We start from the raw sequence: 23,372 nt of genomic DNA, 5'->3' as shown, positions 1-23,372 counted from the left end.
AAAATCACAGGACAGGCGGTCCAAAATTGGGTTCATCAAGAACATATGTCCTTAACAACGCCCATGGGGGAGCAAATAGCAGAACAATATTCTATATTGAAGACAAGAAATCAGAGGTTCGCTATGAAGCACTTTCCAATATTCCTTGCCGTCGAAGGCCGCAGGATCGTTCTATCCGGCGGCGGCGATGCCGCGATGGCAAAGCTGCGCCTGCTGATGAAAACGCAAGCGCACCTCACTGTGATCGCGCCCCAGATCGCGGACGACATCCGCAAATGGGCCGCCCAAGGCAAATTACGGATCATCGAACGCGCCATGGAACCGGGGGATGCGCTCTGTGCTGCCCTTTTCTATGCGGCAAACGAGGACGATGCCGAAGACGCCCGTGTCGCCGCAATCGCCCATGCCGAGGGCGCGCTGGTCAATATCGTGGACAATCTGGCTGACAGCCAGTTCATTACTCCCGCCATTGTCGACCGCGACCCTGTCACCGTTGCGATCGGCACCGAAGGTGCAGCGCCCGTGCTGGCCCGCGCGATCAAGGCCGACCTTGAAGCGCGCCTGCCCACGTCGCTGGGTGTGCTGGCGCGGATCGGCAAGACCTTCCGCCATGCGGTCGATGTCCTGCCCATGGGCCGCAAGCGGCGCGATTTCTGGTCAGAATTCTACTTTAACCACGGCCCCAAAGCTTTTGAAGACAAAGGTGAAACCGGTGTGTTGCCCGCACTGGAAACTCTGCTGGATGCCCATATTACCGCCAAGCAATCCGAAGGCCATGTTGATTTCGTCGGCGCAGGCCCCGGTGATCCGGAACTTCTGACGCTCAAAGCCCGCAACGCCTTGGACAAGGCTGATGTGGTCATCCACGACCGTCTGGTCACTGGGGAAATTCTTGAACTGGCCCGCCGAGAGGCGATCATCATTGATGCCGGCAAAGAGGGTTTTGGCGCCTCCATGTCCCAAGCCGCCATTGACGCGCTGATCGTGCAGCATGCGCTGGACGGCCACCATGTTGTGCGCCTCAAAGCGGGCGACCCGACCGTCTTTGGACGTCTGGACGAGGAAATCGAAGCCGTCACCGCCCACGATATCCCCTACCGCATTATTCCGGGGATCACCGCCGCCTCTGCCGCAGTCGCGGGAATCGGGCAAAGCCTGACCAAGCGCAATCGCAATTCCGCCGTGCGCCTGATTACGGGCCACGACACCAAAGGCTATGCCGATCACGACTGGAAAGCGCTTGCACAGCCCGGTGAGGTGGCCGCGATCTACATGGGCAAGAAATCCGCCCGCTTTATCCAAGGCCGTCTTTTGATGCATGGCGCGGACCCGGCCACGCCCGTGACAATCATTGAAAACGTCAGCCGTGCAGATCAACAGATCATCGCGACCACATTGGCGCAGCTTGAACCGACATTGACCCGAGCCGACCTCAAAGGCCCTGCCATCACATTCTATGGCCTTGCGCCACGTGACGCGCAGGCACGCGCCGAAACCCTTCAGGAGTTTGCATGATGTCCCCGCGTTTCACACCTAAAGTCATCACCGCAAATGCACTGCTTGAAGGTGATGCGGTCTGGCTGACCGAAGCCGACACATGGACCCGTGATATCAGAGAGGCCGAATTGATCACCGACGAGGCCCATGCCGATTTACGCCTGCTCGAAGCGCAATCGCGCGCGGGCGAGGTCGCGGGCGTTTATCTGGCAGATGCCAAGGCAGGGGCAAACGGGCCGGAGCCTGTGCACTTCCGCGAGGAATTCCGCACGCGCGGCCCTTCAAACTATGCCCATGGCAAGCAAGTGGAGCTTTCATAATGTACGTCTATAACGACTTTGACGAGGCCTTTGTCCGCGAACGTGTGGCCCAGTTTCGTGGTCAGGTGGAACGCCGGATTGATGGCGCGCTGACCGAGGATGAATTCAAACCGCTGCGCCTGATGAACGGACTTTACCTGCAACTGCACGCCTATATGCTGCGGGTCGCTGTCCCTTACGGCACGCTGAACCCTGCGCAAATGCGCCAGCTTGCCTATATCGCTGACCGTTGGGACAAGGGCTATGGCCATTTCACCACGCGCCAGAACATCCAGTACAACTGGCCCAAGCTACAAGACGTGCCTGACATGCTTGACGCTTTGGCCGATGTGGGGATGCATGCGATCCAGACCTCTGGCAACACGATCCGCAATGTGACTGCGGACCATTTCGCCGGCGCTGCCGCCGACGAGATCGAAGACCCGCGCGCGATAGCAGAGCTTTTGCGCCAGTGGTCCACAGATCACCCCGAATTCCAGTTCCTGCCGCGCAAGTTCAAGATTGCCGTGACAGGCGCAGAACAGGACCGCGCCGTGACCCGCGCCCACGACATCGGTCTGCGCATGGTCCGCAATGGCGTAGGCGAACCCGGTTTTGAGGTCATCGTCGGCGGTGGCCTTGGCCGCACACCGATGGTGGGCAAGGTCTTGCGTGACTTCCTGCCCAAAGCCGATCTGCTGCCCTATTGCGAGGCAATCGTCAGCGTCTACAACCTGCTGGGCCGCCGCGATAACAAGTACAAGGCGCGGATCAAGATCACTGTGCACGAGAACGGTTTGGAGAAGATCCAAGAACTGGTCGAAGACCGCTTTGCCGCGATCCGTGCGGACTTCGGTGGCCACGATCAGGCCCTACTGGCCCAGATCGAAGCGGCCTTTGCACCACCCGCCTTTGTCACCAAATCGGTTGACGGGTTCGAGGCGGCACGTCTGGCCAACCCCGCCTTCCGGTCGTGGACTGACACCAACCTTGCCGCCCACAAGAACCCAGACTACGCCATCGTGTCGATCAGCATCAAGAAACACGGGAACACACCCGGTGATGCGACCTCTGACCAGATGCGCGCTATGGCCGATATCGCCGAGGCTTACGGTCACGGCGAGCTACGGATCAGCCACGAACAGAATGTGATCCTGCCGCATGTGCACAAAGGTGACCTTGCCAAGGTCTATGCCGCCCTGCGCGATGCGGACCTTGCCACCGCGAACATCGGCCTTGCCTCTGATATCATCGCCTGCCCGGGCATGGACTACTGCGCCTTGGCCACGGCACGGTCGATCCCGATTGCACAGGAAATCGCAACACGGTTCGATGAGCTGAAGATCGAGCATGAAATCGGGCAACTGAAGATCAAGATCTCGGGCTGCATCAATGCCTGCGGGCACCACCATGTGGGTCACATCGGGATTCTTGGCCTCGACCGGGCCGGTGTGGAGAATTACCAGATCACCCTTGGCGGTGACGGAACCGAGACAACCACGATCGGCGAACGCGCAGGCCCCGGTTTCAGCGCCGATGAAATCGTGCCTGCGATCGAGCGGCTGGTGATGGGTTACCTCGATCTGCGCCTGAATGCGGATGAAACTTTCCTGCAAGCCTACCGCCGCCTTGGGATCGCGCCCTTCAAAACAATTCTTTACCCCGCAGAGGACAAAGCCAATGCCGCTTAAAGAACTGGCTGAACGCCGCAACATCCTGCACCGCAAATCCGATGCGCAAACGCTGCTCAGACATGCGTTGTCAGACGTTCAGATCGGAAAGGTCGCCCTTGTGTCCTCTTTCGGGGCAGAGGCGGTTGTGCTGCTGCATATGGTGTCCGAGATCGACAAAAGGACACCCGTGATCTTTCTGGACACCGAAATGCTGTTTCCAGAGACGCTGAGCTATCAACGCGACCTGTCTGCCCAACTGGGCCTGACAGACGTGCGGATCATCGGCCCTGAACGCAACGCTGTGCTGACCGAAGACGTGGACGGTTTGCTGCATCAGGCAGACCCCGATGCCTGCTGTGACCTGCGCAAGACACGGCCCCTGAATGCGGCCCTTGCCGAATTTGGCGGCTGGGTCACAGGGCGCAAGCGGTATCAGGGCGGGCAACGGGCGCAGCTGCCCTTGTTTGAGATGGAAGACCGCAAGATCAAGATCAACCCGCTGGCGGATTGGACGTCGCAAGACGTGCAGGACTATATCGCAAGGCATGACCTGCCACGCCACCCGCTTGTGGCCCAAGGCTATCCGTCCGTGGGCTGCATGCCCTGCACAACGCGGGTCAGCGCACTTGAAGATCCCCGCGCAGGCCGTTGGCGGGGCATTGAAAAAACCGAATGCGGTATCCATAACCGCCCCCGCAAGGAAATAGCCGCATGAGCGTGATCGTCACCGATAACGGGTTTGCACCCGATGACTTTGCCTGCGGTTTCGTGGCGCTGCATGATGCCGCGGCCAATGACTGCGACTACGGGATTGATCTGCCATCAGATACCAGCCCCGCAGCACTGTCCAACCTGGGCAATCCGCCGTTGATCCGGATCAACTTTCCGTCTTTCGCGGATGGACGCGGCTTTACGCTCGCGGCCATGCTGCGGCGGGCAGGCTATAAGGGCCGCTTGCGGGCCAAGGGCCATGTGCTGGCTGACCAATATGCGATGGCCCGCCGGTCCGGTTTTGACGAAGTCGAAATCGACGATGCCCTTGCCGCACGCCAACCACAAGACCAGTGGACATACCGCGCAGACTGGCAAAACCACAACTATCAGGCACGATTGCGCGGCTAGAGCCTTTCCCTGATCCAGATCAATGACTAAACGGAGGGCGTGTCTGTAAAGATGCGCCATGATCCTTATGACCGAGCAAACACCAGTGACCCTAGATACCGCCAAAGCCGTCCCGACCCTGCCAGATGCGCAAACGATCACCGAAGTGAAACACTATACCGACCGGTTGTTCTCGTTTCGCGTGACCCGTCCGGCGTCCTTGCGGTTCCGCTCTGGCGAGTTTGTGATGATCGGCCTGATGGGTGATCCCGATCCTGCAACGGGCAAACAAAAGCCGCTGCTGCGGGCCTATTCCATCGCCTCGCCTTCGTGGGATGAGGAACTGGAGTTCTATTCGATCAAGGTGCAGGACGGCCCGCTCACCTCGCGGCTACAACACATCCAGCCAGGTGATGAATTGATCTTGCGTCCCAAACCGGTCGGCACGCTGGTCCATGACGCGCTTTTGCCCGGGAAACGGATCTGGTTCTTTGCAACCGGAACCGGATTTGCACCCTTTGCATCCCTGCTGCGCGAACCGCAGACCTACGAGGATTACGACGAGGTCATCATCACGCATACCTGCCGTGAAGCCGGCGAACTGACCTATGGACGCGATCTGATCGAGGCCCTCAAGACGGATGAATTGCTGAACGAAGTCATCGGCGAAGGGTTCTGGAAAAAGATCAAATACTACCCCACGACGACACGCGAAGAGAGCCCCAAGATGGGCCGCATCACAGACCTGATGCGCAGCGGTGAAGCCTTTGCCGACCTGGGCGTGCCGCCCCTGTCGCCCGAGACTGACCGCGCAATGATATGCGGCAATCTGGCCTTCAATCTGGAACTGAAGGACATGCTGGAAGAATACGGGCTTGTTGAGGGCGCGAACTCCAATCCGCAGCACTATGTGGTCGAAAAAGCATTTCTTGACTGATCCAAAGCTTGCGAAAATGCAAAAGGCCGCGTCATTGCTGACGCGGCCTTTTTGTTTCGCGGTTGGCCGTATCTTACATGCCAAGCAGGTTTCTGATGTTATCCAGAACCGGCTGCAGCAATGCCGGATTGTTGCTGGCAAAAGACAGCGCATTTGTCAGCGTGTCCTTCTGGCTCTGATCAATATCGAGTGTGTCAAGCAGCGCGGTCACGCGCTCGGCGTCAAAGCCTTCGATTGTCAGCAGGTCATCCGCCATCGCCATCAGATCTTCGCCTGCGCCCGCAACTTCTGCGGCGGCGGCCTCAACAGCGGCAGCAGCTTCTGCGGCAGCGGCTTCTGCGGCAGCCGCAGCAGCCTCCAACTCGGCAGCGGCAGCAGCTTCGGCAGCAGCGGCTTCTGCGGCGGCGGCTTCGGCAGCAGCGGCTTCAGCGGCAGCAGCTTCGGCAGCAGCAGCTTCGGCAGCAGCAGCGGCAGCGGCTTCTGCGGCAGCGGCTTCTGCGGCAGCGGCTTCGGCAGCGGCAGCTTCTGCCGCTTGGGTGGCGCCGGTCAGGACACCAACGGCGGCACCCGGGCCACGGCCTTCAGCGGCATATTGGTAGCCAAAAAAGCCAACAACAGCCAAAATAACGAGGATTGCGATTGCACGCATTGGTCAAATCCTTCCAAATCTGTTCATTTGGGCCCCCATCGGACCTTGACCGTGGCATATGTCAGACGCCGGCCTAAAGGGGAAGAACAATCGCGGGGGAAAATTCGGCGGAAAACCGCATCTTTTGCGGGTTGAAGACGCCTCTCGGGAGGTTTAGTTTGCACATCACCTGAATGGAACAACGTAAGGATAAAGACCATAGGACGCAGACCCCACAACGCGCCTCCACAGCGCGAAACCGGCCCACGCATCAACGAACGGATCACGTCGGACGAAATCCGCCTGATCGGCGCAGACGGCGAAAACGTCGGTGTTGTCACACCCGCCCGTGCGATGGAAATGGCCGATGAAGCTGGCCTCGATTTGGTAGAGATCTCTCCAAATGCCAACCCACCGGTTTGCAAAATCATGGACTATGGCAAGTACAAATACGAGACTCAGAAAAAAGAAGCTGAGGCCCGCAAGAAGCAAAAGATCATCGAGATCAAAGAGATCAAGTTCCGCCCGAACACCGACGACCATGACTATGGCGTCAAGATGCGCAGCGTATTCAAGTTTCTGGAAAACGGCGACAAGGTAAAAATCACCCTTCGCTTCCGTGGCCGCGAGATGGCCCACCAGGAACTGGGCCGCCAACTGCTGGAGCGTGTCGCTGAAGACACCAAAGATGCAGGGCGCGTCGAGAACTTTCCGAAAATGGAAGGTCGCCAGATGGTTATGCTGATTGGGCCATTGCCGAGGTAGCGGCAATTTTTAAAGGCGACAGAGAACAAAAAACCCCCGATTTCTCGGGGGTTTTTACGTTTTAGGCGGCGGCTGCGACAGCCCGTCCTGTGATGACCTTGACCAGATGCGCCCGATACGCGGACGATCCGTGAAGATCAGCGATCATGCCATCTGCGGCAACGGACAGCCCCTCAAGGGCCGATTTGTCAAAATTGGCACTCAGCGCTTCTTCGGCCTCGGTCCAGCGGAACACACCATTCTCTGACGCGCCGGTGACGGCTACGCGCACGCCGTCGGCGTATTTGGCGACAAAGACGCCGACCAGCGCGAAGCGTGACGCAGGCTGCACAAACTTTTCGTAATGCGCCTTCTGTGGTACCGGGAAACGGACCTCGGTGATGACTTCGCCTTCGTTGAGGGCTGTAGCGAACATCCCTTCAAAGTAATCATCGGCCGCGATCTGCCGTGCATTCGTGATGATTGTCGCACCCGACCCCAAGGCCGCGGCGGGATAGCAGGCCGAAGGGTCATTGTTGGCCAGTGACCCGCCAATGGTGCCGCGATTGCGGACCGCAGGATCGCCAATATGCGCTGCCAGTGCGGCAAGCCCCGGATAATGGGCTGCGGCCTCTTTCGCGACAGTCGCATGCGTTGTCGCGCCACCGATGCAAACGGCACCGTCATCGGCCAGACAGATGCCCTGCATTTCGCCAATGCCGGTGAGGCTGACCAAGGTTGCAGGCATCGCCAGCCGCGCTTTCAGCGTCGGGATCAGTGTTTGCCCCCCGCCCAGCGCCTGTGCGTCCTCTTGCGTGAGCGCCTTGACCGCATCCGCAATCGTGGAAGGCCGTTCAATTTCAAAAGCATACATGAGCGTTCTCCCTTATGCGTTATTCATGGCCGCCCAGACACGCGCAGGTGTCAAAGGCATGTCGATATGGGTGACGTTCTTGCCGCCCGATTGCAGCGCGTCAATCACGGCATTCACCACGGTGGCCGGCGAACCGATGGCACCCGCCTCGCCGCAGCCTTTCACCCCAAGCGGGTTATGGGTGCAGGGCGTGCCTTGCGAGTGATCGACGCGATAGAAGGGCAGATCATCCGCGCGCGGCATGATGTAATCCATATAGCTGGCGGACAAAAGCTGGCCATTGGCGTCATAGCTTGCGTTTTCAAGCAAAGCCTGCCCGATCCCCTGCCCCAGACCGCCATGAACCTGGCCCGTGACGATCATCGGATTCATCACATTGCCAAAGTCATCGACTGCGGTGAAGCTTTCGACGGTCACTTTCCCTGTCTCCGGGTCCACTTCGACCTCGCAGGCATAAGCGCCTGACGGATAGGTAAAGTTGGCCGGATCATAGAAAGCCGTTTCTTCCAGTCCCGGTTCGATATTCTCGATCGGGTATTCGTGGGGAATATAGGCTTTCAGCGCAACTTCACCAAAGCTGACGGATCGGTTCGTCCCTTTGACCTTGAACTGCCCGTCGCTGAAATCCACGTTTTCGGGAGTGTCTTCCAGCATGTGCGCCGCGATTTTCGTGGCCTTCACGATGATCTTTTCAGTCGCCCGCACCATGGCAGAGCCGCAAACGGCAAGGCTGCGTGACCCATAGGTTCCCATGCCAAAGGGAATTTTCGAGGTATCGCCATGCACGATATCAATCGTTGACGCATCAATCCCCAGCATATCCGCGACGATCTGCGGGAATACTGTCTCGTGTCCTTGCCCGTGGCTATGGGCGCCGACCATGACGCTGATGTTGCCTGTGGCGTTCACACGCACAGTGGCCGCATCATAAAGCCCGACGCGTGCGCCCAGAATGCCGATAAGGTTTGACGGCGCGATACCGCAGGCCTCGACATAAGAATTTATGCCCAGACCGCGCAGCTTGCCTTTGGCCTCACTGGCCGTGCGGCGTGCCGCAAAACCGGCGCGATCAATCAGGCTTTCGATCTTGTCCATCAGCGCATCATAATTGCCAGAGTCATACTCAAGCCCTGCAGCGCTTGCGAAGGGATACTGATCGGGCTTGATGAAGTTTTTCCGCCGCAGTTCAACCGGATCCATGCCCAATTCGCGCGCGGTCATATCAATCACCCGCTCGATGGAATAGGTGGCTTCCGGACGCCCTGCACCTCGGTACGCATCTACAGGGGCGGTATTCGTAAAGACGGCTTTCACGTTCACATAGACATTAGGCACCGTATAATTGCCCGCCATCAGCGTGCCGTGCAGATAGGTTGGCGTCACGGTCGCAAAGTTTGACAGATAGGCGCCCACGTTGGCCATGGTTTCGGTGCGGAAGGCGATAAATGTTCCGTCCTTCTCGCAGGCCAGTTCGATCTTGGTCACATGGTCACGGCCATGGGCATCGGAAAGGAACGCCTCGGTTCGGTCAGCGACCCATTTCACAGGGCGGCCCACCTTCTTGGCCGCCGCCAGTACAAGGGCTTCCTCGCCATAGTGATAGATTTTCGACCCAAAGCCGCCACCGACGTCTGGCGCGATCACGGTCAGCTTGTTTTCAGGGATCCCCAGCACGAACGCCGAAATCAAAAGCCGCGTCATATGCGGGTTTTGCGACGTGGTTTGCAGCACATAGGAATCGGCGGCGCGGTTGTATGTTCCGATCGACGCGCGCGGCTCCATCGCGTTGGGCACCAGACGGTTGTTCACCAGTTCCAAGGTCGTCACATGCGGGGCCGCCTTGATTGCAGCATCGGTGGCGGCGCGGTTGTCTTCGATCCAGCCCCAGTCAAAGCACTGGTTGGTGCCGATCTCGTCATGCACGAAGTTGTCGCCGGCCAGCGCTGCCGCCATATCGACCACTGCGGGCAGTTCCTCGATATCTGCGATGATTTCCTCGGCGGCGTCACGGGCCTGTTGCTCTGTTTCGGCAATAACGGCCGCATAGGCATCACCCACATGGCGCACCTTGCCATGGGCCAGAACGGGGCGCTTGGGCTCTTTCATCGGCTCGCCATTGCGGCTGTTGATCAGCCAGCCTGCGGGGTTGCCCCCCACATCGGCAAAATCCGCCCCGGTAAAGACAGCCAGCACGCCGGGCATCGCCTCTGCCGCACTGGTATCAATTGATTTGATGATCCCATTGGCCACATTCGAGCGCACAAAGATCGCCGAAACCTGTCCGTAGGTGTTGATGTCTGCCGTATATGTCCCAGTACCCGTCAGAAACCGCACGTCCTCCCGACGTGTTGTGCTGGCACCGATTCCACCATCTTTAGGCATGTTCTTCCTCCCTTTGGGAGCAGCAGTCCTTCAGTGAAAAACTGGCTCCAAATTTTCGTTGAAAACTGGCTTACGCTGCCGCAATGGCAGAGACATCCTGACCGGATGCGGCCATGATGGCTTTCACAATGTTGTGGTAGCCGGTGCAGCGACAGATATTCCCTTCAAGATAGGCACGGATCTCCCCTTCCGTGGGCTTGGGGTTCTCTTTCAGCAAGGCCGCCGCCGACATCACCATCCCCGGCGTACAAAAGCCGCATTGCAGACCGTGATGGTCCTGAAAGGCCTGCTGGATCACATTGAGCGAACCGTCCGCGTTCGCCTGCCCCTCGATTGTCGCGACCTCGGCACCGTCGGCTTCGGCCGCGAACATCGTGCAGGCCTTTACGGCTTCGCCGTTCACGTGGACGATACAGGCCCCGCATTGCGACGTGTCGCAGCCAACGTGGGTGCCTGTCAGATGCAGGTCATTGCGCAGGAAATCGACGAGCAATGTGCGCCCTTCAATTGTGCCCGACACGGCTTTGCCGTTCACGGTCATAGTTACCGATGCCATTCTTACCTCCCAAAAGTCATCTTCTTTGGGCAGAGTTAAACACGCCCATGCAGCCTTGAGAACACATATCTTACGCTGCAGTTGCACATCGGCGTGCTGCAGGTGCTAAATATCCGCGCGGGGTTTCGGGCGGGTCGGTATTTCTTTCAGAAGTCCCCCCACGCCCATGAGGGCAAAGTCAGCAGGCGTCAGATCAATCCCACAGATCACCCGCTCCAACACCCAATCGGCGCCATTCAGCGCAGGCGAGCGCGCACAGCCGGGCAAGCCGATCACCGGCTTTTGATCAAGCTGCCCCAGAAAAAGCAGGTTTCCGGGGTCAACCGGCATCCCGAATTGCGTCACCACCCCGCCAGCCTGGCGCAATGCGGCGGGTCCGACATCAAAACTGTCTGATGTGGCCGAGGCCGTCTGAATGAAGATCACATCGCCAGCGGCCTCTTGCAGCGCCGCAGCAAGAGGGTCTTGGGCATGGGGCACAATCACAGGCGGCGTCAGGGACACACCCAAGCGGTCAAGCCGCCCCGCAAGCGCGCGCCGCCCCTTGTCCGTGCCCTGCGTTTCGATCCGGGTCTCGATCAGGCTGGCAGTCTTGAAGCGCGGCGGCAAAACACGAAGCGCGCTTTGTGCTGCAGCGCAAGCGCGCGCCACATCCTCTTTGGGGACCGCATAAGAGATAATCTTGATTGTGGCGATCATCACATCAGGACCAACGCGCTGCATTGGCGGCACGGTCGCGACCGTGATCATCGGGTTGACACTGTTGCAGGCATTGATCGCTGCCACATCAATCGACGCAACACCCGGACCCGTGGCAAAGATATTGACGCGGCCGGTTGCGGCTTGGCTCAGCCGGACCCCCGCACCAGCCAGAGCGGCAGCCAGTTCTGCGGCCGCGTCATCTTCGTTCAGGTCGCCCGCGTCATATCGCGCCACCGTGATCCTGGCATAGCCAGCCGCTTGCAGCGCCGCGATATCCTGCGCAGCCAGGACATGCCCCTTGCGCAAGCGCCCTTTGCCCAAGGGCACGGAATGGGCCAGCACAGCGCCCAGCGCATCACCGGTCTGGACCGGGCCAAACTTCACTTTGGCTTCCTGAGCGTTTCGGTCACCTGCGCCATGATGCTCACCGCAATCTCGGCCGGATCGCGGCCACCCAGATCAAGCCCGACAGGGGCGTGGATCCGCGCAATCTCCTCATCGGTAAACCCGACCTCTTTCAGCCGCTCAACACGCTTTGCGTGAGTGCGTGTGGACCCGAGGCAACCAAGATAGAAAGCCGCCGATTCAAGCACGGTGACAATCGCCGGATCATCCAGCTTGGGATCATGTGTCAGCGTAACCACTGCCGTGCGCGCATCAAGCTTGAGCCCGCGCAAAGCCTCATCAGGCCAGTCATCCAGAATGGTTTCACCGGGAAAGCGGGCAGCGGACCCGAAAGCCGGACGCGGATCAATGAGGATCGGCGTGTACCCGCAGGCGCGTGCCATTTCGACCAGATGCTGGGCAATATGCACAGCACCCACGATGATCATGCGCAGCGGCGGGTTATGGATGGCAACGAATGTCTGGCCGTCTTCTTCGACACCGGACCGGTCCAGGCGAAACCTTTCCGGATAGGCCCCGATGGGTTGCAGCCGCGCACCGCCCCTTTCAAGGTCCGTCACATAGGCGACCGGGATGGCCTTTTCGCGGGCCTCGACCAGCCGTTCCAGCAGTTCCACAGGCACAACAGTGCCCACAGGTTCCACCAGCACTTTGATCTCGCCTCCGCAGGCAAGGCCGACAGCAAAGGCTTCGTCGTCACTGACGCCGAAATGCAGGAGTTTCTGTTTCCCATCAATCACGGCCTCAATCGCTTCGGTGATCACCGCCCCTTCGACACAACCACCCGAGACAGACCCTTCCATCGCGCCATCGGCGTCGATCACAAGTTGACTGCCCACCGGACGCGGAGCCGAACCCCATGTCTGCACCACGGTTGCAATAGCCACACCACGCCCGGCGCGATGCCAAGCAAGGGCCAGTTTCGGAAGATCGGTTATCGTCTGTGTCATATCATCCATATCGCCGCAAATCGTGTTCCCTGTTACCATAGACCTTTGAACAGCGACGCAACAATCCCGTTATCACACGGCCAAGGCAGACGACAGGATCGCCAATTCCGCACCAGTCATGGACGGGGAGCGCAGGCCCGATATCTCCGCCTTCCATTGCCCCGCCTGCCCCAAAAGCGTAGCTTGCCCGCAGAACGCGCGGAGTATTGGCCATGAATGATTCCTCACCTATCAAAGCAACCGGCTTTGGTCCCGACCTTGGTCCATTTGACTGGGCCGATCCTTTGCGGCTTGAAGATCAGTTGACCGAAGACGAACGGATGCTGCGTGATGCCGCCCGCACTTTTGCGCAATCGCAGTTGCAGCCCAAGGTGACGGATGCCTACCGCAACGAAACCATTGATCCGGGCGTTTTCAAAGCGATGGGCGATGCGGGCCTTCTGGGTCTGACCATCCCCGAAGAATACGGCGGATTGGGTGCGGGCTATGTCACTTATGGTCTTGTCGCCCGCGAGGTTGAACGGGTGGATAGCGGCTATCGGTCGATGATGTCGGTGCAAAGCTCGCTGGTGATGTATCCGATCCATGCATACGGCAGTGAAGAGCAGCGGCAAAAGTACCTGCCCGGACTGGCTGCGGGTACTTTGATCGGCTGCTTTGGTCTGACCGAACCCGACGCGGGCAGCGACCCCGCAGGCATGAAGACGACAGCGAAGAAGACACAAGATGGCTACGTCCTGAACGGGTCGAAGATGTGGATCAGCAATGCACCCATCGCAGATGTCTTTGTGGTCTGGGCCAAATCCGACGCCCACGACGGAAAGATTCGCGGGTTTGTGCTGGAAAAAGGCATGAAGGGCCTCACAGCGCCAAAAATTGGCGGCAAACTCAGTCTGCGCGCCTCGGTCACGGGCGAGATTGTCATGGACAACGTGGCCGTAGGCGAAGACGCGCTTTTGCCCGGCGTGCAGGGCCTGAAAGGGCCATTCGGCTGCTTGAACCGCGCCCGCTATGGTATCGCATGGGGGGTTATGGGGGCCGCCGAAGCCTGTTGGCATGCCGCACGGCAGTATGGGCTGGATCGCAGGCAGTTCGGCAAACCGCTGGCACAGACCCAGCTTTTCCAGAAGAAACTGGCCGATATGCAAACGGAGATCGCCCTTGGGACACAATCCGCATTGCAATTGGGCAGGTTGATGGAACAGGGCAAGGCCGCGCCAGAAATGATCAGCCTGATGAAGCGCAACAACTGCGGCAAGGCGCTTGATATCGCGCGGATGTCACGCGACATGCATGGCGGGAACGGGATCAGTGAAGACTTCCAGATCATGCGCCATATGGTCAACCTCGAGACCGTGAATACCTATGAAGGCACCCATGATGTGCACGCTTTGATCCTCGGGCGGGCGCAGACGGGACTACAGGCATTCTTCTAAGGGGCGCACGGGCGCATAAAAATTCCCAATATGCCCATTTGCTGCCGCAAACGTCATCTAGACTCGCATGAAATTCGGGGCTTAACCCGGTTTCGGAGCAGATGAATGGAAGACAGGCAGCTTGCCATCGCAGCAGACCTCAAGGACCTTGGTGCCAATGACTGGCTGGCCGAGATTGATGAAATTTGTGAGGAATTTGGCTTTTTCGAACAGTTGGGTATGGGGCACTGCGCGGGTTTTCTGGAAGCCGGCAACAACCTGCTTGTGACCTTCGAAAACGCAGAAGCCGTGCGTGAACACAATATTGATGCCGAACCGCGCGGGTTTGCCTATGCGCGCCATGATGGATGGTCTCATCTTGCGCTGATTTCCTTTACCGAAAGCTGGTTTCGGGATGAGGCCGTCTATGCCTTTTTTGACCGCTTGGTAGACGAGGAGTTCTTTGGCGATTTCTCGCAAATCGTCTTTTACGGCGGTGATGGTGGCGCGGCTTATGCGGCGGCGGCTTTTTCCGTGGCTGCACCCGGCGCAACAGTCATCGCGTTACGCCCGCAGGCCACTTTGGATGCCGGAACTGCGGGCTGGGATCCGCGCTATAAGGCCGCCCGCCTCAATGACTTCACCGGTCGATATGGTTATGCGCCAGAGATGATCGAAGCGGCCGATAAGGTCTTTGTCGCGTATGATCCGCATCAGCGCTTCGATGCGGTTCATGCCGCCCTCTTCCGTAAACCGCATGTCACACTCCTGCCCTGCCCGCTTTTTGGCGATGCACTGGATCGCGCATTTGACCGGATGGGGATCCAAGACATTATGATCAAGCTGGCAATGGACTATGCGCTGGACAAGAAGCGGTTTCTCCAGCTTTTGCGCGCGCGGCGCTATGATCAGACCTATGCGCGCACCCTTGTGCGGCAACTGATCATGACAAACCACCCGCGGCTTGCGCGGGTTGTTTGCGAATATATGTTACGGCGCGGCGAGAATGCGTTTTTTGAACAGAAACTCGCTGAACTCAACGCATCGGACGACGATTAGATGTGGTAGATATCGCGGTAGACATAGCGCACGATATCGTCACGATTCACGCCAATGTCTTCCAACTCGCGGTCGGAAAGGCGCTGCATCCGCTGGACTTCGACCGAGCGGTTTTGCGATGCGATCACGCGATCAAAAAAACCTGCGATGCTGTTGAAGAAAGCAAAACCGGATGACGCTTTGGTGCGTGTTGCGATTGTATCAGTATAAAAGGCCATGACGAGCACTCCTGTCAGGAAACATTGTGTTGCCTGCTACATATGCTGTCTGTCGTGGAGTGAAACCGCCAATGCTGCATTGCGGCATTGCAGCTACTGCATGCCTATTGGCTATCGGTCCGCCCTTCGATGATCTTTTTGATCACCGTGTAAATACGAGAACCAAAATAGCCGAGAACCGCACCGAAGATCACGCCAAAGACGGTTCCACTGTCCAGCAAAGCTGCACAAATGGCCGCAGCCAGCAGCGCCACCATGAATGCAATCAGGCGTTTTTCATAAGGCTCGACCTTGAAGTAACCCTCCAAAGTCTTGACGATTGGACCGGCAACAGGCCCTTCAATCTGCGGTGTCAGAAAGCCTGCAAGCGCTGCAATAAGAAAACCGAGCATATGTTCTCTCCCTTGAGGAGGTGGTTGTACATGAAATATCGCCGAAAACCGGCCTCTTCCGCAATGGGAAACACATGCCCTATAGCATCCCTCCGCGCAACGGTGTAATCGGGAACAATGCCTGATAGACACCTGACAAGCCTGACAATCCGCCGCCCTGATGATTGGCATTTGCACCTGCGTGATGGTGCAATGCTCAAGGCCGTGCTTCCTGAAACAGCCCGTCATTTCGCCCGCGCGATCGTGATGCCGAACCTTGTGCCGCCGGTCGTCACATCGGCGCAAGCCCTTGCCTACCGGGAAAGGATCATGGCAGCACTTCCGCCAGGGGCAAAATTCCAGCCTTTGATGACGCTCTATCTGACGGAAACCACCGACCCCGAAGATGTGCGCGAGGCCTATGCGGCAGGCATCGCGACCGCTGTAAAGCTTTACCCGGCGGGCGCGACGACCAACTCTGACTCGGGCGTGCGCGAAATCGAAAAGGTGCGCGCCGTACTGGATGTGATGGCGGAAATCGGGATGCCCTTGTGTATCCACGGCGAAGTGACCGACCACGATGTCGATATCTTTGACCGCGAGGCTGTCTTTATCGACCGGGTCATGAAACCACTACGCAAGAAGGTCCCTGACCTGCGCATCGTGATGGAACATGTCACCACTCAGGACGCGGTCGACTATGTGCGCGACAGCAACAAAAATCTGGGTGCAACCATCACAACGCACCACCTCATCATCAATCGCAATCACATCCTCGCCGGGGGGATCAAGCCGCATTTCTATTGCCTGCCTGTGGCCAAGCGCGAGGCGCATCGCGTGGCGCTGGTGCAAGCCGCGATCTCTGGCGACAAACGGTTCTTTCTGGGCACCGACAGTGCGCCGCACACGGACCCCAACAAGTTGCAGGCTTGCGGCTGTGCCGGAATCTTTAGCGCACCCAACACGATGTCCTGTCTGGCCGAGGTTTTTGACGCCGCAGGGCGCATCCGCAAGATCGAGGACTTCGCCTCGCTGAACGGTCCGCTGTTTTACGGCCTGCCCCCCAATGAGGACACGATCACATTGATCAAGGGCGATCCGGTCACCTATCCGGCTCAGATCGCAACGGGCGACGGACCGGTCACTGTGTTTGACCCCGGATTTGACCTGCACTGGCGGGTCGTTGATTGACACGGCAGATGCCTCCGGCGGAGGTATTTTTGAACAAAAGAAGACAAAGGCTGCATGATGATCCCTTCCTCCTTCCCCACAAAAGAAGAAATGGCGCGCCTGACCGCGGGCATGCTGATCGAAATCGGGGCCATTGATTTCAATGCAACCACCCCCTTTACCCATGCCTCGGGCAAGCAGGCCCCCACCTATGTGGATTGCCGCAAGCTGATCTCTTATCCGCGTATCCGGTCGACACTGATGGATTTTCTGGCTGCTTCGGTCATGCGCGAGGCCGGATTTGAAGCCTTTGACAATGTCGCCGGTGGCGAAACTGCGGGCATCCCCTTCAGCGCCTTGGTGGCAGAGCGTCTGGCCCTGCCCATGACCTATGTGCGCAAGAAACCCAAAGGCTACGGTCGCAACGCCCGCATCGAGGGTGTGATGACCGAAGGCCAGCGCGTTTTGCTGGTCGAGGACCTGACCACCGATGGCGGATCAAAGCTGTCTTTTGTGGATGCGATCCGTGAAACAGGTGCGACCTGCAACGCGACGGCGGTCATTTTCTTCTACGGCATCTTTGACGGGGTCGAGCAGAGGCTGGCCGAGCACGGGGTACAACTGATCTCTTTGTGCACATGGTGGGATGTGCTGGCCGAGGCCAAGGCGCGCGGCGCCTATGATGCGGCCACCTTGACTGCTGTCGAGGCCTATCTGAACGATCCGGCCGGGTGGAAGCCTGCGTAAAAACTTATCCCCCGCACTGTGAACAACCTCTGCGGGGAATCATCTGCTTGTGGCGCATCTTGTGTTCCTTTTGCGTCGAATGACTAAATGGGGTATGGTTCTGGTTCGACCGGTGTTGTCCACAGGTTTATCCCGCCTTTTGTCCCCGATCATATCAAGATGGTCATCGGCGCGGACAGGCTGCTAAGAGGACACGGGCGCGATGTGAGGGATGGTCATGAACGAAATAGCTGCATTTAATCCAACCGGGATCGAGCAGGCATCGATCGATCAGATGCCCCATTCGATTGAGGCCGAACAGCAGCTCTTGGGCGCTATCCTGACCAACAACGACGTGTTTGACCGGATTGCGTCGATCATCGGCCCCAAGCACTTCTATGATCCGGTCCACGCCCGAATCTTCGAAACCGCCGCCGATCGCATTACCAAAAACATGCTGGCGAGCCCTGTGACGCTCAAGGCGTTCCTTGAGGAAGACGAGGGCTTACAAGAGCTTGGCGGGCCGTCCTATCTTGCGCGGCTTGCGGGGGCGGCGATTTCATCGTTTGCGGCACGAGATTATGCGCAGATGATCTATGACTTTGCGACGCGGCGCGAATTGATCCGTCTTGGCCGCGACATTGCAGACAAAGCGGCCTCTGTGAATGTTGACAGCGAACCCAAAGAACAGATCGTCGAGGCCGAACAAGCGCTTTATTCATTGGCGGAGCAAGGGTCTACCGAAAAAGGATTTCAATCTTTTCTTGCTGCGGTGACACAGGCGGTGAATGTCGCCAACTCCGCTTATCAGCGTTCAGGCGGGCTTGCGGGTGTTGCAACAGGATTGAAGGATCTGGATAGCAAGCTTGGTGGCTTGCACAAATCCGATCTCTTGATCCTTGCGGGCCGTCCGTCGATGGGCAAGACCTCGCTGGCCACAAATATCGCCTATAATGTCGCCAAGGCCTATCGCAAGGGCATCCTGCAAGATGGAACCGAAGGTGCGGTTGATGGTGGTGTGGTCGGGTTCTTTTCCCTGGAAATGAGTGCCGAGCAGTTGGCGGGTCGTATTCTTTCGGAAGCCTCGGAAATTTCGTCGCATAAAATACGCCAAGGCGACATGACCGAAGGCGAGTTCCGCCGCTTTGTGGATGCGGCGAAGAAACTCGAGTCTTGTCCGCTTTATATTGATGACACTGCGGCGATCCCGATTTCACAGCTTTCGGCGCGCGCGCGTCGCCTCAAGCGCACCCATGGGCTTGATTTGTTGATTGTGGACTACTTGCAGCTTGTGCGCGGCACGTCCGAGAACCGTGTGCAGGAGATTGGCGAAATTTCCATGGGCCTCAAGGCGATTGCCAAGGAACTGAACATCCCCGTCATCGCCCTGTCACAGCTTTCACGGCAGGTTGAAAACCGTGAAGACAAGCGCCCGCAATTGTCGGACCTGCGCGAATCCGGGTCCATCGAGCAAGATGCCGATGTCGTCATGTTCGTTTATCGCGGCGAATATTATACCGAGCGTGAGAAGCCGGAGGATGACAATATGGAAGCCATGGCCGCTTGGAAGGATAAGATGTCCCGCCTGCATGCCAAAGCCGAAGTCATTGTCGGCAAGCAGCGTCACGGGCCGATTGGCATGGTCGAACTGTCATTTACGGCCGAGTTCACCCGCTTTGGCAATCTCGCAAAAGAATGGCAACAGGCCCCGCACGAAGACCAATACTGATCTTATTCTGCGGGCTCTTTCTTTTCCGGCTTCAGGAACGGATGCATCGGGGCAAAGAAATGGCCCTTATGCGATTGCCGGCACGCGTGTCGGCAAAGAGCTCAAAAAGGCGGCCGATACGCTGGCCTGTCACGCGGGTGTTGACCATTGCAGCGGGACCACGCTCTGATCCGCTTCGCGGCGCCCCCCACGGTAAAGGACTTGCCGCCTAGGCCCACCCCTGCCAAAAGACTGGCATGAGCACTGGACGCCTCACGATTGACCTTGACGCTGTCGTCGCCAATTGGCGCGCGCTTGACGCCATGACCAATTGCAGAACCGCCGCCGTCGTCAAGGCCAACGGCTATGGTCTGGGCGCAGCCAATGTCGCCAAGGCCCTGTTCAAGGCTGGCGTGCGCCAGTTCTTTGTCGCCGTCGCCGAAGAGGCCGTACCGATCCGCGAGGAATTGGGGCCAAAGCCTGAAATCAATGTCTTTTCGGGTCATATGAAGGGCGACACGGAACTGATCCGCGATTTGCGCCTGACACCGATGCTGAATTCGGTGGAGCAACTGACACATCACTTTGAAACCCTGCCCGGCCATCCTTTTGGCATCCAGCTTGATACGGGCATGAACCGTTTGGGCATGGAAATGCAGGAATGGGCCGCGATTGCGGAACTGGCCCTGGCGCAGAACCCGACGCTGGTCATGTCGCATCTGGCTTGTGCGGATGAACCTGACCATCCGATGAACCCCTACCAGCTTGAAAACTTTCGCAAAATGACCGACGGCATTCAGGTGCCGCGCTCGTTTGCGGCGACCGGTGGCATCCTGCTGGGGCCTGCCTACCACTTTGATCTGACCCGCCCGGGGATCGGTCTTTATGGCGGCCTGCCTTTTGCGACCGCAACGCCGACGGTCGAATTGGATCTACCTATCGTGCAAGTGCGCGATGTGGCCGAGGGTGAAGTCGTGGGCTATGCCAATGCATGGCAGGCAGAGCGTCCGTCACGGATTGCCACCGTATCAGGTGGTTATGCGGACGGGATTGCACGTATTTTGTCGGACAAGGCGATACTTTATCATGGCGATATTCCTTGTCCTTTGGTGGGGCGGGTGTCCATGGACCTTTTGACGATTGATATCACCGACCTGCCCGACACACCGGCGAAACTCACGTTGATCGGTCCACAGCAGACAGTTGATGATCTGGCAAAGGCCGCAAATACCATCGGATACGAGATTCTGACGCAACTTGGCCGACGGTACGAGCGCAAGACCTATGGCAAGTGATCGCGCCAGCGACTTGCGCTGATTGTTGTAAGGAAGACACCCCATGCTGAATGTCCTGCGGATCGCCAACCTTTCCCTTCTGATCCTCTTTCCAATTGCTTGGTTCGCGCCGCTGATGCGGGCGGGCTTGCTGCCACTGTTCGGGCTCAGCGAAATTTCAGTGATATCGGGGATGCAGGCGCTTTGGAAAAGTGATGTGGCGCTGGCACTTCTGGTCACTGCATTTGCGCTTTTCGCGCCCTACCTCAAGACCATCGGCATCGCACTTGTGCATTTTAACCTTCTGAAAGATAAGACTTTACCCGCGCTGTCGTGGATCGGAAAACTGGCTATGGCCGATGTGTTTCTGATCGCGCTTTATATCGTTGTGATCAAGGGTGTTGGCGTGGGGCGGGTCGAAACCGGCTGGGGGCTGTATCTGTTTACGGCCTGCATTCTGGCCTCTATCGTCATCTCTGCCCTGACGCCGCAAGCCAAGGCAAAATCATAAGCCATTGCCCAGCGGCCCGAATTGGTCCAAAAGGTGAACATGGCCAAAGATTTCTCCTTTTCCTGCTCTGCCTGTGGCGCTGCGTTTCGCAAGTGGTCCGGCCAATGTGATGCCTGTCAGGCGTGGAACACGATCAGCGAATCCAAAGCCTTGTCCAGCGGACCCAAGGGCAAATCGCTGGGGGCATTGCGCGGCACACCAATCCCGCTGACAGATCTGGACACCCAAGAAAAGGAACCGCCCCGCACCCAGGCTGGCGTGGGCGAGCTTGACCGCGTTCTGGGGGGTGGCTTGGTCAAAGCCTCTGCACTTCTGGTGGGTGGTGATCCGGGGATCGGCAAGTCAACGCTGCTGCTGCAAGCCGCTGCAAGATTTGCCCGTAACGGTCTGAAAGTTATCTATATTTCCGGCGAGGAATCAAATGCGCAGGTCCAGATGCGTGCCCGCCGCCTTGGGCTGGAGAAAAGCCCGGTGCTGCTTGCCGCTGAAACAAACCTGCGCGATATCCTGACCACTCTGGAGGCCGAAAAGCCTGATCTTGCGATCATCGATTCCATTCAGACCATGTGGGCCGACAATGTGGACAGCGCGCCCGGCAGCGTGTCGCAGGTCCGGTCCTCTGCGCATGAGTTGACCACGTTCGCCAAGCGCAACGGCATGTCGGTTGTCATGGTCGGGCATGTGACCAAAGACGGCTCGATTGCGGGGCCGCGTGTTGTCGAACATATGGTCGATACGGTCCTTTATTTCGAAGGCGAACGCGGGCACCAGTTCCGCATTCTGCGTTCGGTCAAGAACCGCTTTGGTCCTGCCGACGAGATCGGTGTCTTTGAAATGACGGGTAAGGGACTGGCGGAAGTCAAGAATCCCTCGGCCCTGTTTCTGTCCGAACGCGGCGCCCCTACACCGGGTTCAGTCGTGTTTGCGGGCTTTGAAGGCACCCGCCCGATGCTTTGCGAGATCCAGGCACTTGTGGCTCCTTCGCCACACAGCCAACCGCGCCGGTCCGTGGTCGGATGGGATGGTGGGCGGCTTGCAATGATCCTTGCGGTACTCGAATCGCGCTGTGGCGTGCCCTTCACCGGATTGGACGTTTACCTCAATGTAGCAGGGGGTTTGCGCATCACAGAGCCCGGTGCAGACCTTGCCGTTGCAGCAGCCTTGGTATCGGCCCGCGAAGACGCCGCATTGCCCGCCGAAGCGGTGGTTTTCGGGGAAATCAGCCTGTCAGGTGCGCTGCGTCCGGTGGCCCAGACCGAAAATAGATTGAAAGAAGCGCAGAAACTTGGTTTTACAACAGCGATCATACCGCAACAGGCCAAACAGCCTGCGGTATCCGGTCTGGCTCTGCGTGTTTCTGTGGACCTTGCCGGTTTTGTACAAGAGGTATTCGGCGCGCGTTAGCGTCTGAGGCAGGAGACAGGCAATGGAAGGTTTCACACTCGTCGACGCGGGCGTCGCGATTATCGTGTTGTTGTCGGGCGTTCTTGCCTACAGCCGCGGTTTTGTCCGCGAGACGATGGCGATCTTGGGCTGGATTGGTGCAACAATCGTGGCCTTTATCTTTGCCGATCAGGTGGAACCACTCGTGCGCCAGATCCCGGTCGTGGGCGATTTCATCGGGGATAGCTGCGAACTGGCGATTATTGCCGCCTTTGCCGCTGTTTTTGCGGTGGCTCTTGTCGTTGTGTCCATCTTCACGCCTCTGTTCTCGAGCGTCGTTCAACGCTCGGCGCTTGGTGGCGTTGACCAAGGGCTTGGTTTCTTCTTTGGCGTCCTGCGGGGCATCCTGCTCGTGGCGGTCGCCTTCTTTGTCTACGACACGATCTTTGCGACCCAACAGTTTGCCGTGATCGACGAAAGCCGTTCCGCCGAAGTCTTTGCGCAGCTGACTGGTCAGATCGAACAGCAAAATCCAGAGCAAGCCTTGGGCTGGATCACAGAGCAGTACCAGCAGTTGGTCGGCAACTGTGGCGCACCTGCCGAGTAGCGCCTGAATTTACAGCACAGGCTTTTTGCTTCGCCCTCCGCAAAGGGGGCGCGGCGCGTTTATGTTGCCGATTGATCCGCAGGCCGTTTGGAATGACCGGATAGCGACACCAGCGTGGAGCGGGCGTGCAAATGAAACGTGTTTTGCAAACCATTGCGATGGTCCTTGCCGTTCTGGCCACC

At 58.2% G+C, this 23,372-nt stretch carries 24 protein-coding genes; 16 read left to right on the top strand and 8 right to left on the bottom strand.

Going from position 1 to position 23,372, the window contains the following annotated elements:
• Positions 1-123: 123 nt before the first annotated feature.
• The 6 genes from cysG to NWQ23_RS07885 all read left to right on the top strand — a co-directional run bounded on the left by cysG (position 124) and on the right by NWQ23_RS07885 (position 5,507).
• Positions 124-1,515 carry a siroheme synthase CysG gene (gene cysG / locus NWQ23_RS07910; protein WP_306165727.1) on the top strand — a complete coding sequence of 464 codons (1,392 nt, stop codon included), beginning with the start codon at positions 124-126 and terminating at the stop codon, positions 1,513-1,515.
• Complete coding sequence (locus NWQ23_RS07905; RefSeq protein ID WP_306165726.1) at positions 1,515-1,817, top strand: DUF2849 domain-containing protein; 303 nt, start codon at positions 1,515-1,517, stop codon at positions 1,815-1,817. Before cysG ends, NWQ23_RS07905 begins: the two co-directional genes overlap by 1 nt.
• Entirely contained in the window at positions 1,817-3,487 is a 1,671-nt protein-coding gene (locus NWQ23_RS07900; protein WP_306165725.1) for a nitrite/sulfite reductase, read from the top strand. The genes NWQ23_RS07905 and NWQ23_RS07900 overlap by 1 nt, the downstream gene beginning before the upstream one ends.
• Complete coding sequence (locus tag NWQ23_RS07895) at positions 3,477-4,184, top strand: phosphoadenylyl-sulfate reductase (RefSeq protein WP_306165724.1); 708 nt, start codon at positions 3,477-3,479, stop codon at positions 4,182-4,184. The genes NWQ23_RS07900 and NWQ23_RS07895 overlap by 11 nt, the downstream gene beginning before the upstream one ends.
• Entirely contained in the window at positions 4,181-4,591 is a 411-nt protein-coding gene (locus NWQ23_RS07890) for a DUF934 domain-containing protein (protein ID WP_306165723.1), read from the top strand. Before NWQ23_RS07895 ends, NWQ23_RS07890 begins: the two co-directional genes overlap by 4 nt.
• A 67-nt stretch (positions 4,592-4,658) precedes the next feature.
• Positions 4,659-5,507, top strand: a complete 849-nt coding sequence (locus NWQ23_RS07885) for a ferredoxin--NADP reductase (protein ID WP_306165749.1) — start codon at positions 4,659-4,661, stop codon at positions 5,505-5,507.
• 73 nt (positions 5,508-5,580) lie between these two features.
• On the opposite strand, the gene NWQ23_RS07880 is transcribed toward NWQ23_RS07885, so the two are convergent.
• Positions 5,581-6,156: a hypothetical protein gene (locus NWQ23_RS07880; protein ID WP_306165722.1), complete on the bottom strand. Its 576-nt coding sequence runs from the start codon at positions 6,154-6,156 to the stop codon at positions 5,581-5,583.
• Between the two features lie 198 nt (positions 6,157-6,354).
• On the opposite strand from NWQ23_RS07880, the gene infC reads away from it, so the two are divergent.
• Entirely contained in the window at positions 6,355-6,900 is a 546-nt protein-coding gene (infC, locus tag NWQ23_RS07875) for a translation initiation factor IF-3 (protein ID WP_372340117.1), read from the top strand.
• A 61-nt stretch (positions 6,901-6,961) separates the two neighbouring features.
• Here infC and NWQ23_RS07870 read toward each other — a convergent pair whose 3' ends face one another.
• The 5 genes from NWQ23_RS07870 to NWQ23_RS07850 form a co-directional block, all read right to left on the bottom strand.
• Positions 6,962-7,753: a xanthine dehydrogenase family protein subunit M gene (locus NWQ23_RS07870; protein WP_306165721.1), complete on the bottom strand. Its 792-nt coding sequence runs from the start codon at positions 7,751-7,753 to the stop codon at positions 6,962-6,964.
• A gap of 12 nt (positions 7,754-7,765) precedes the next feature.
• Positions 7,766-10,135, bottom strand: coding sequence for a xanthine dehydrogenase family protein molybdopterin-binding subunit (locus tag NWQ23_RS07865; protein ID WP_306165720.1), 2,370 nt, complete (start codon positions 10,133-10,135; stop codon positions 7,766-7,768).
• A gap of 70 nt (positions 10,136-10,205) precedes the next feature.
• On the bottom strand, positions 10,206-10,691 hold the full coding sequence (locus NWQ23_RS07860; protein ID WP_306165719.1) for a (2Fe-2S)-binding protein: 486 nt from the start codon (positions 10,689-10,691) through the stop codon (positions 10,206-10,208).
• 105 nt (positions 10,692-10,796) lie between these two features.
• The gene (locus NWQ23_RS07855; protein ID WP_306165718.1) at positions 10,797-11,777 is read right to left on the bottom strand and encodes a molybdopterin-binding protein; all 981 of its coding nucleotides are present in this window, start codon (positions 11,775-11,777) and stop codon (positions 10,797-10,799) included.
• On the bottom strand, positions 11,774-12,748 hold the full coding sequence (locus NWQ23_RS07850) for an XdhC family protein (protein ID WP_306165717.1): 975 nt from the start codon (positions 12,746-12,748) through the stop codon (positions 11,774-11,776). Before NWQ23_RS07850 ends, NWQ23_RS07855 begins: the two co-directional genes overlap by 4 nt.
• A 212-nt stretch (positions 12,749-12,960) precedes the next feature.
• Here NWQ23_RS07850 and NWQ23_RS07845 point away from each other — a divergent pair, with 212 nt between their 5' ends.
• Together NWQ23_RS07845 and NWQ23_RS07840 are read left to right on the top strand one after the other, a co-directional pair.
• Positions 12,961-14,184, top strand: coding sequence for an acyl-CoA dehydrogenase (locus tag NWQ23_RS07845; RefSeq protein ID WP_306165716.1), 1,224 nt, complete (start codon positions 12,961-12,963; stop codon positions 14,182-14,184).
• A gap of 105 nt (positions 14,185-14,289) precedes the next feature.
• Positions 14,290-15,222: a phosphoadenosine phosphosulfate reductase gene (locus NWQ23_RS07840; protein WP_306165715.1), complete on the top strand. Its 933-nt coding sequence runs from the start codon at positions 14,290-14,292 to the stop codon at positions 15,220-15,222.
• On the opposite strand, the gene NWQ23_RS07835 is transcribed toward NWQ23_RS07840, so the two are convergent.
• Both NWQ23_RS07835 and NWQ23_RS07830 read right to left on the bottom strand, forming a co-directional pair.
• Complete coding sequence (locus NWQ23_RS07835; protein ID WP_306165714.1) at positions 15,219-15,440, bottom strand: DUF1127 domain-containing protein; 222 nt, start codon at positions 15,438-15,440, stop codon at positions 15,219-15,221. The genes NWQ23_RS07840 and NWQ23_RS07835 overlap by 4 nt on opposite strands.
• Before the next feature lie 104 nt (positions 15,441-15,544).
• Positions 15,545-15,832 (bottom strand): hypothetical protein, encoded by a 288-nt coding sequence (locus NWQ23_RS07830; RefSeq protein WP_306165713.1) that lies wholly within the window; start codon positions 15,830-15,832, stop codon positions 15,545-15,547.
• 117 nt (positions 15,833-15,949) lie between these two features.
• Here NWQ23_RS07830 and pyrC point away from each other — a divergent pair, with 117 nt between their 5' ends.
• From pyrC to NWQ23_RS07795, 7 genes are all read left to right on the top strand, one after another.
• On the top strand, positions 15,950-17,002 hold the full coding sequence (pyrC, locus tag NWQ23_RS07825; RefSeq protein ID WP_306165712.1) for a dihydroorotase: 1,053 nt from the start codon (positions 15,950-15,952) through the stop codon (positions 17,000-17,002).
• Positions 17,003-17,059: 57 nt separating this feature from the next.
• Positions 17,060-17,728, top strand: coding sequence for an orotate phosphoribosyltransferase (locus tag NWQ23_RS07820; protein WP_306165711.1), 669 nt, complete (start codon positions 17,060-17,062; stop codon positions 17,726-17,728).
• Positions 17,729-17,945: 217 nt separating this feature from the next.
• The gene (locus NWQ23_RS07815) at positions 17,946-19,436 is read left to right on the top strand and encodes a replicative DNA helicase (protein ID WP_306165710.1); all 1,491 of its coding nucleotides are present in this window, start codon (positions 17,946-17,948) and stop codon (positions 19,434-19,436) included.
• Between the two features lie 236 nt (positions 19,437-19,672).
• Positions 19,673-20,710 carry an alanine racemase gene (gene alr, locus NWQ23_RS07810; RefSeq protein WP_306165709.1) on the top strand — a complete coding sequence of 346 codons (1,038 nt, stop codon included), beginning with the start codon at positions 19,673-19,675 and terminating at the stop codon, positions 20,708-20,710.
• Positions 20,711-20,753: 43 nt separating this feature from the next.
• On the top strand, positions 20,754-21,200 hold the full coding sequence (locus NWQ23_RS07805; protein WP_306165708.1) for a paraquat-inducible protein A: 447 nt from the start codon (positions 20,754-20,756) through the stop codon (positions 21,198-21,200).
• Positions 21,201-21,239: 39 nt separating this feature from the next.
• Positions 21,240-22,604, top strand: a complete 1,365-nt coding sequence (gene radA / locus NWQ23_RS07800; RefSeq protein ID WP_306165707.1) for a DNA repair protein RadA — start codon at positions 21,240-21,242, stop codon at positions 22,602-22,604.
• Positions 22,605-22,626: 22 nt separating this feature from the next.
• Positions 22,627-23,190: a CvpA family protein gene (locus tag NWQ23_RS07795; protein ID WP_306165706.1), complete on the top strand. Its 564-nt coding sequence runs from the start codon at positions 22,627-22,629 to the stop codon at positions 23,188-23,190.
• Positions 23,191-23,372: the final 182 nt, after the last annotated feature.

The organism is Yoonia sp., assembly GCF_030731595.1.
Lineage (GTDB): Bacteria > Pseudomonadota > Alphaproteobacteria > Rhodobacterales > Rhodobacteraceae > Yoonia.
The sequence above is the reverse complement of the archived record's forward strand: the minus strand, read 5'-3'. Positions and strand labels throughout refer to the sequence as shown.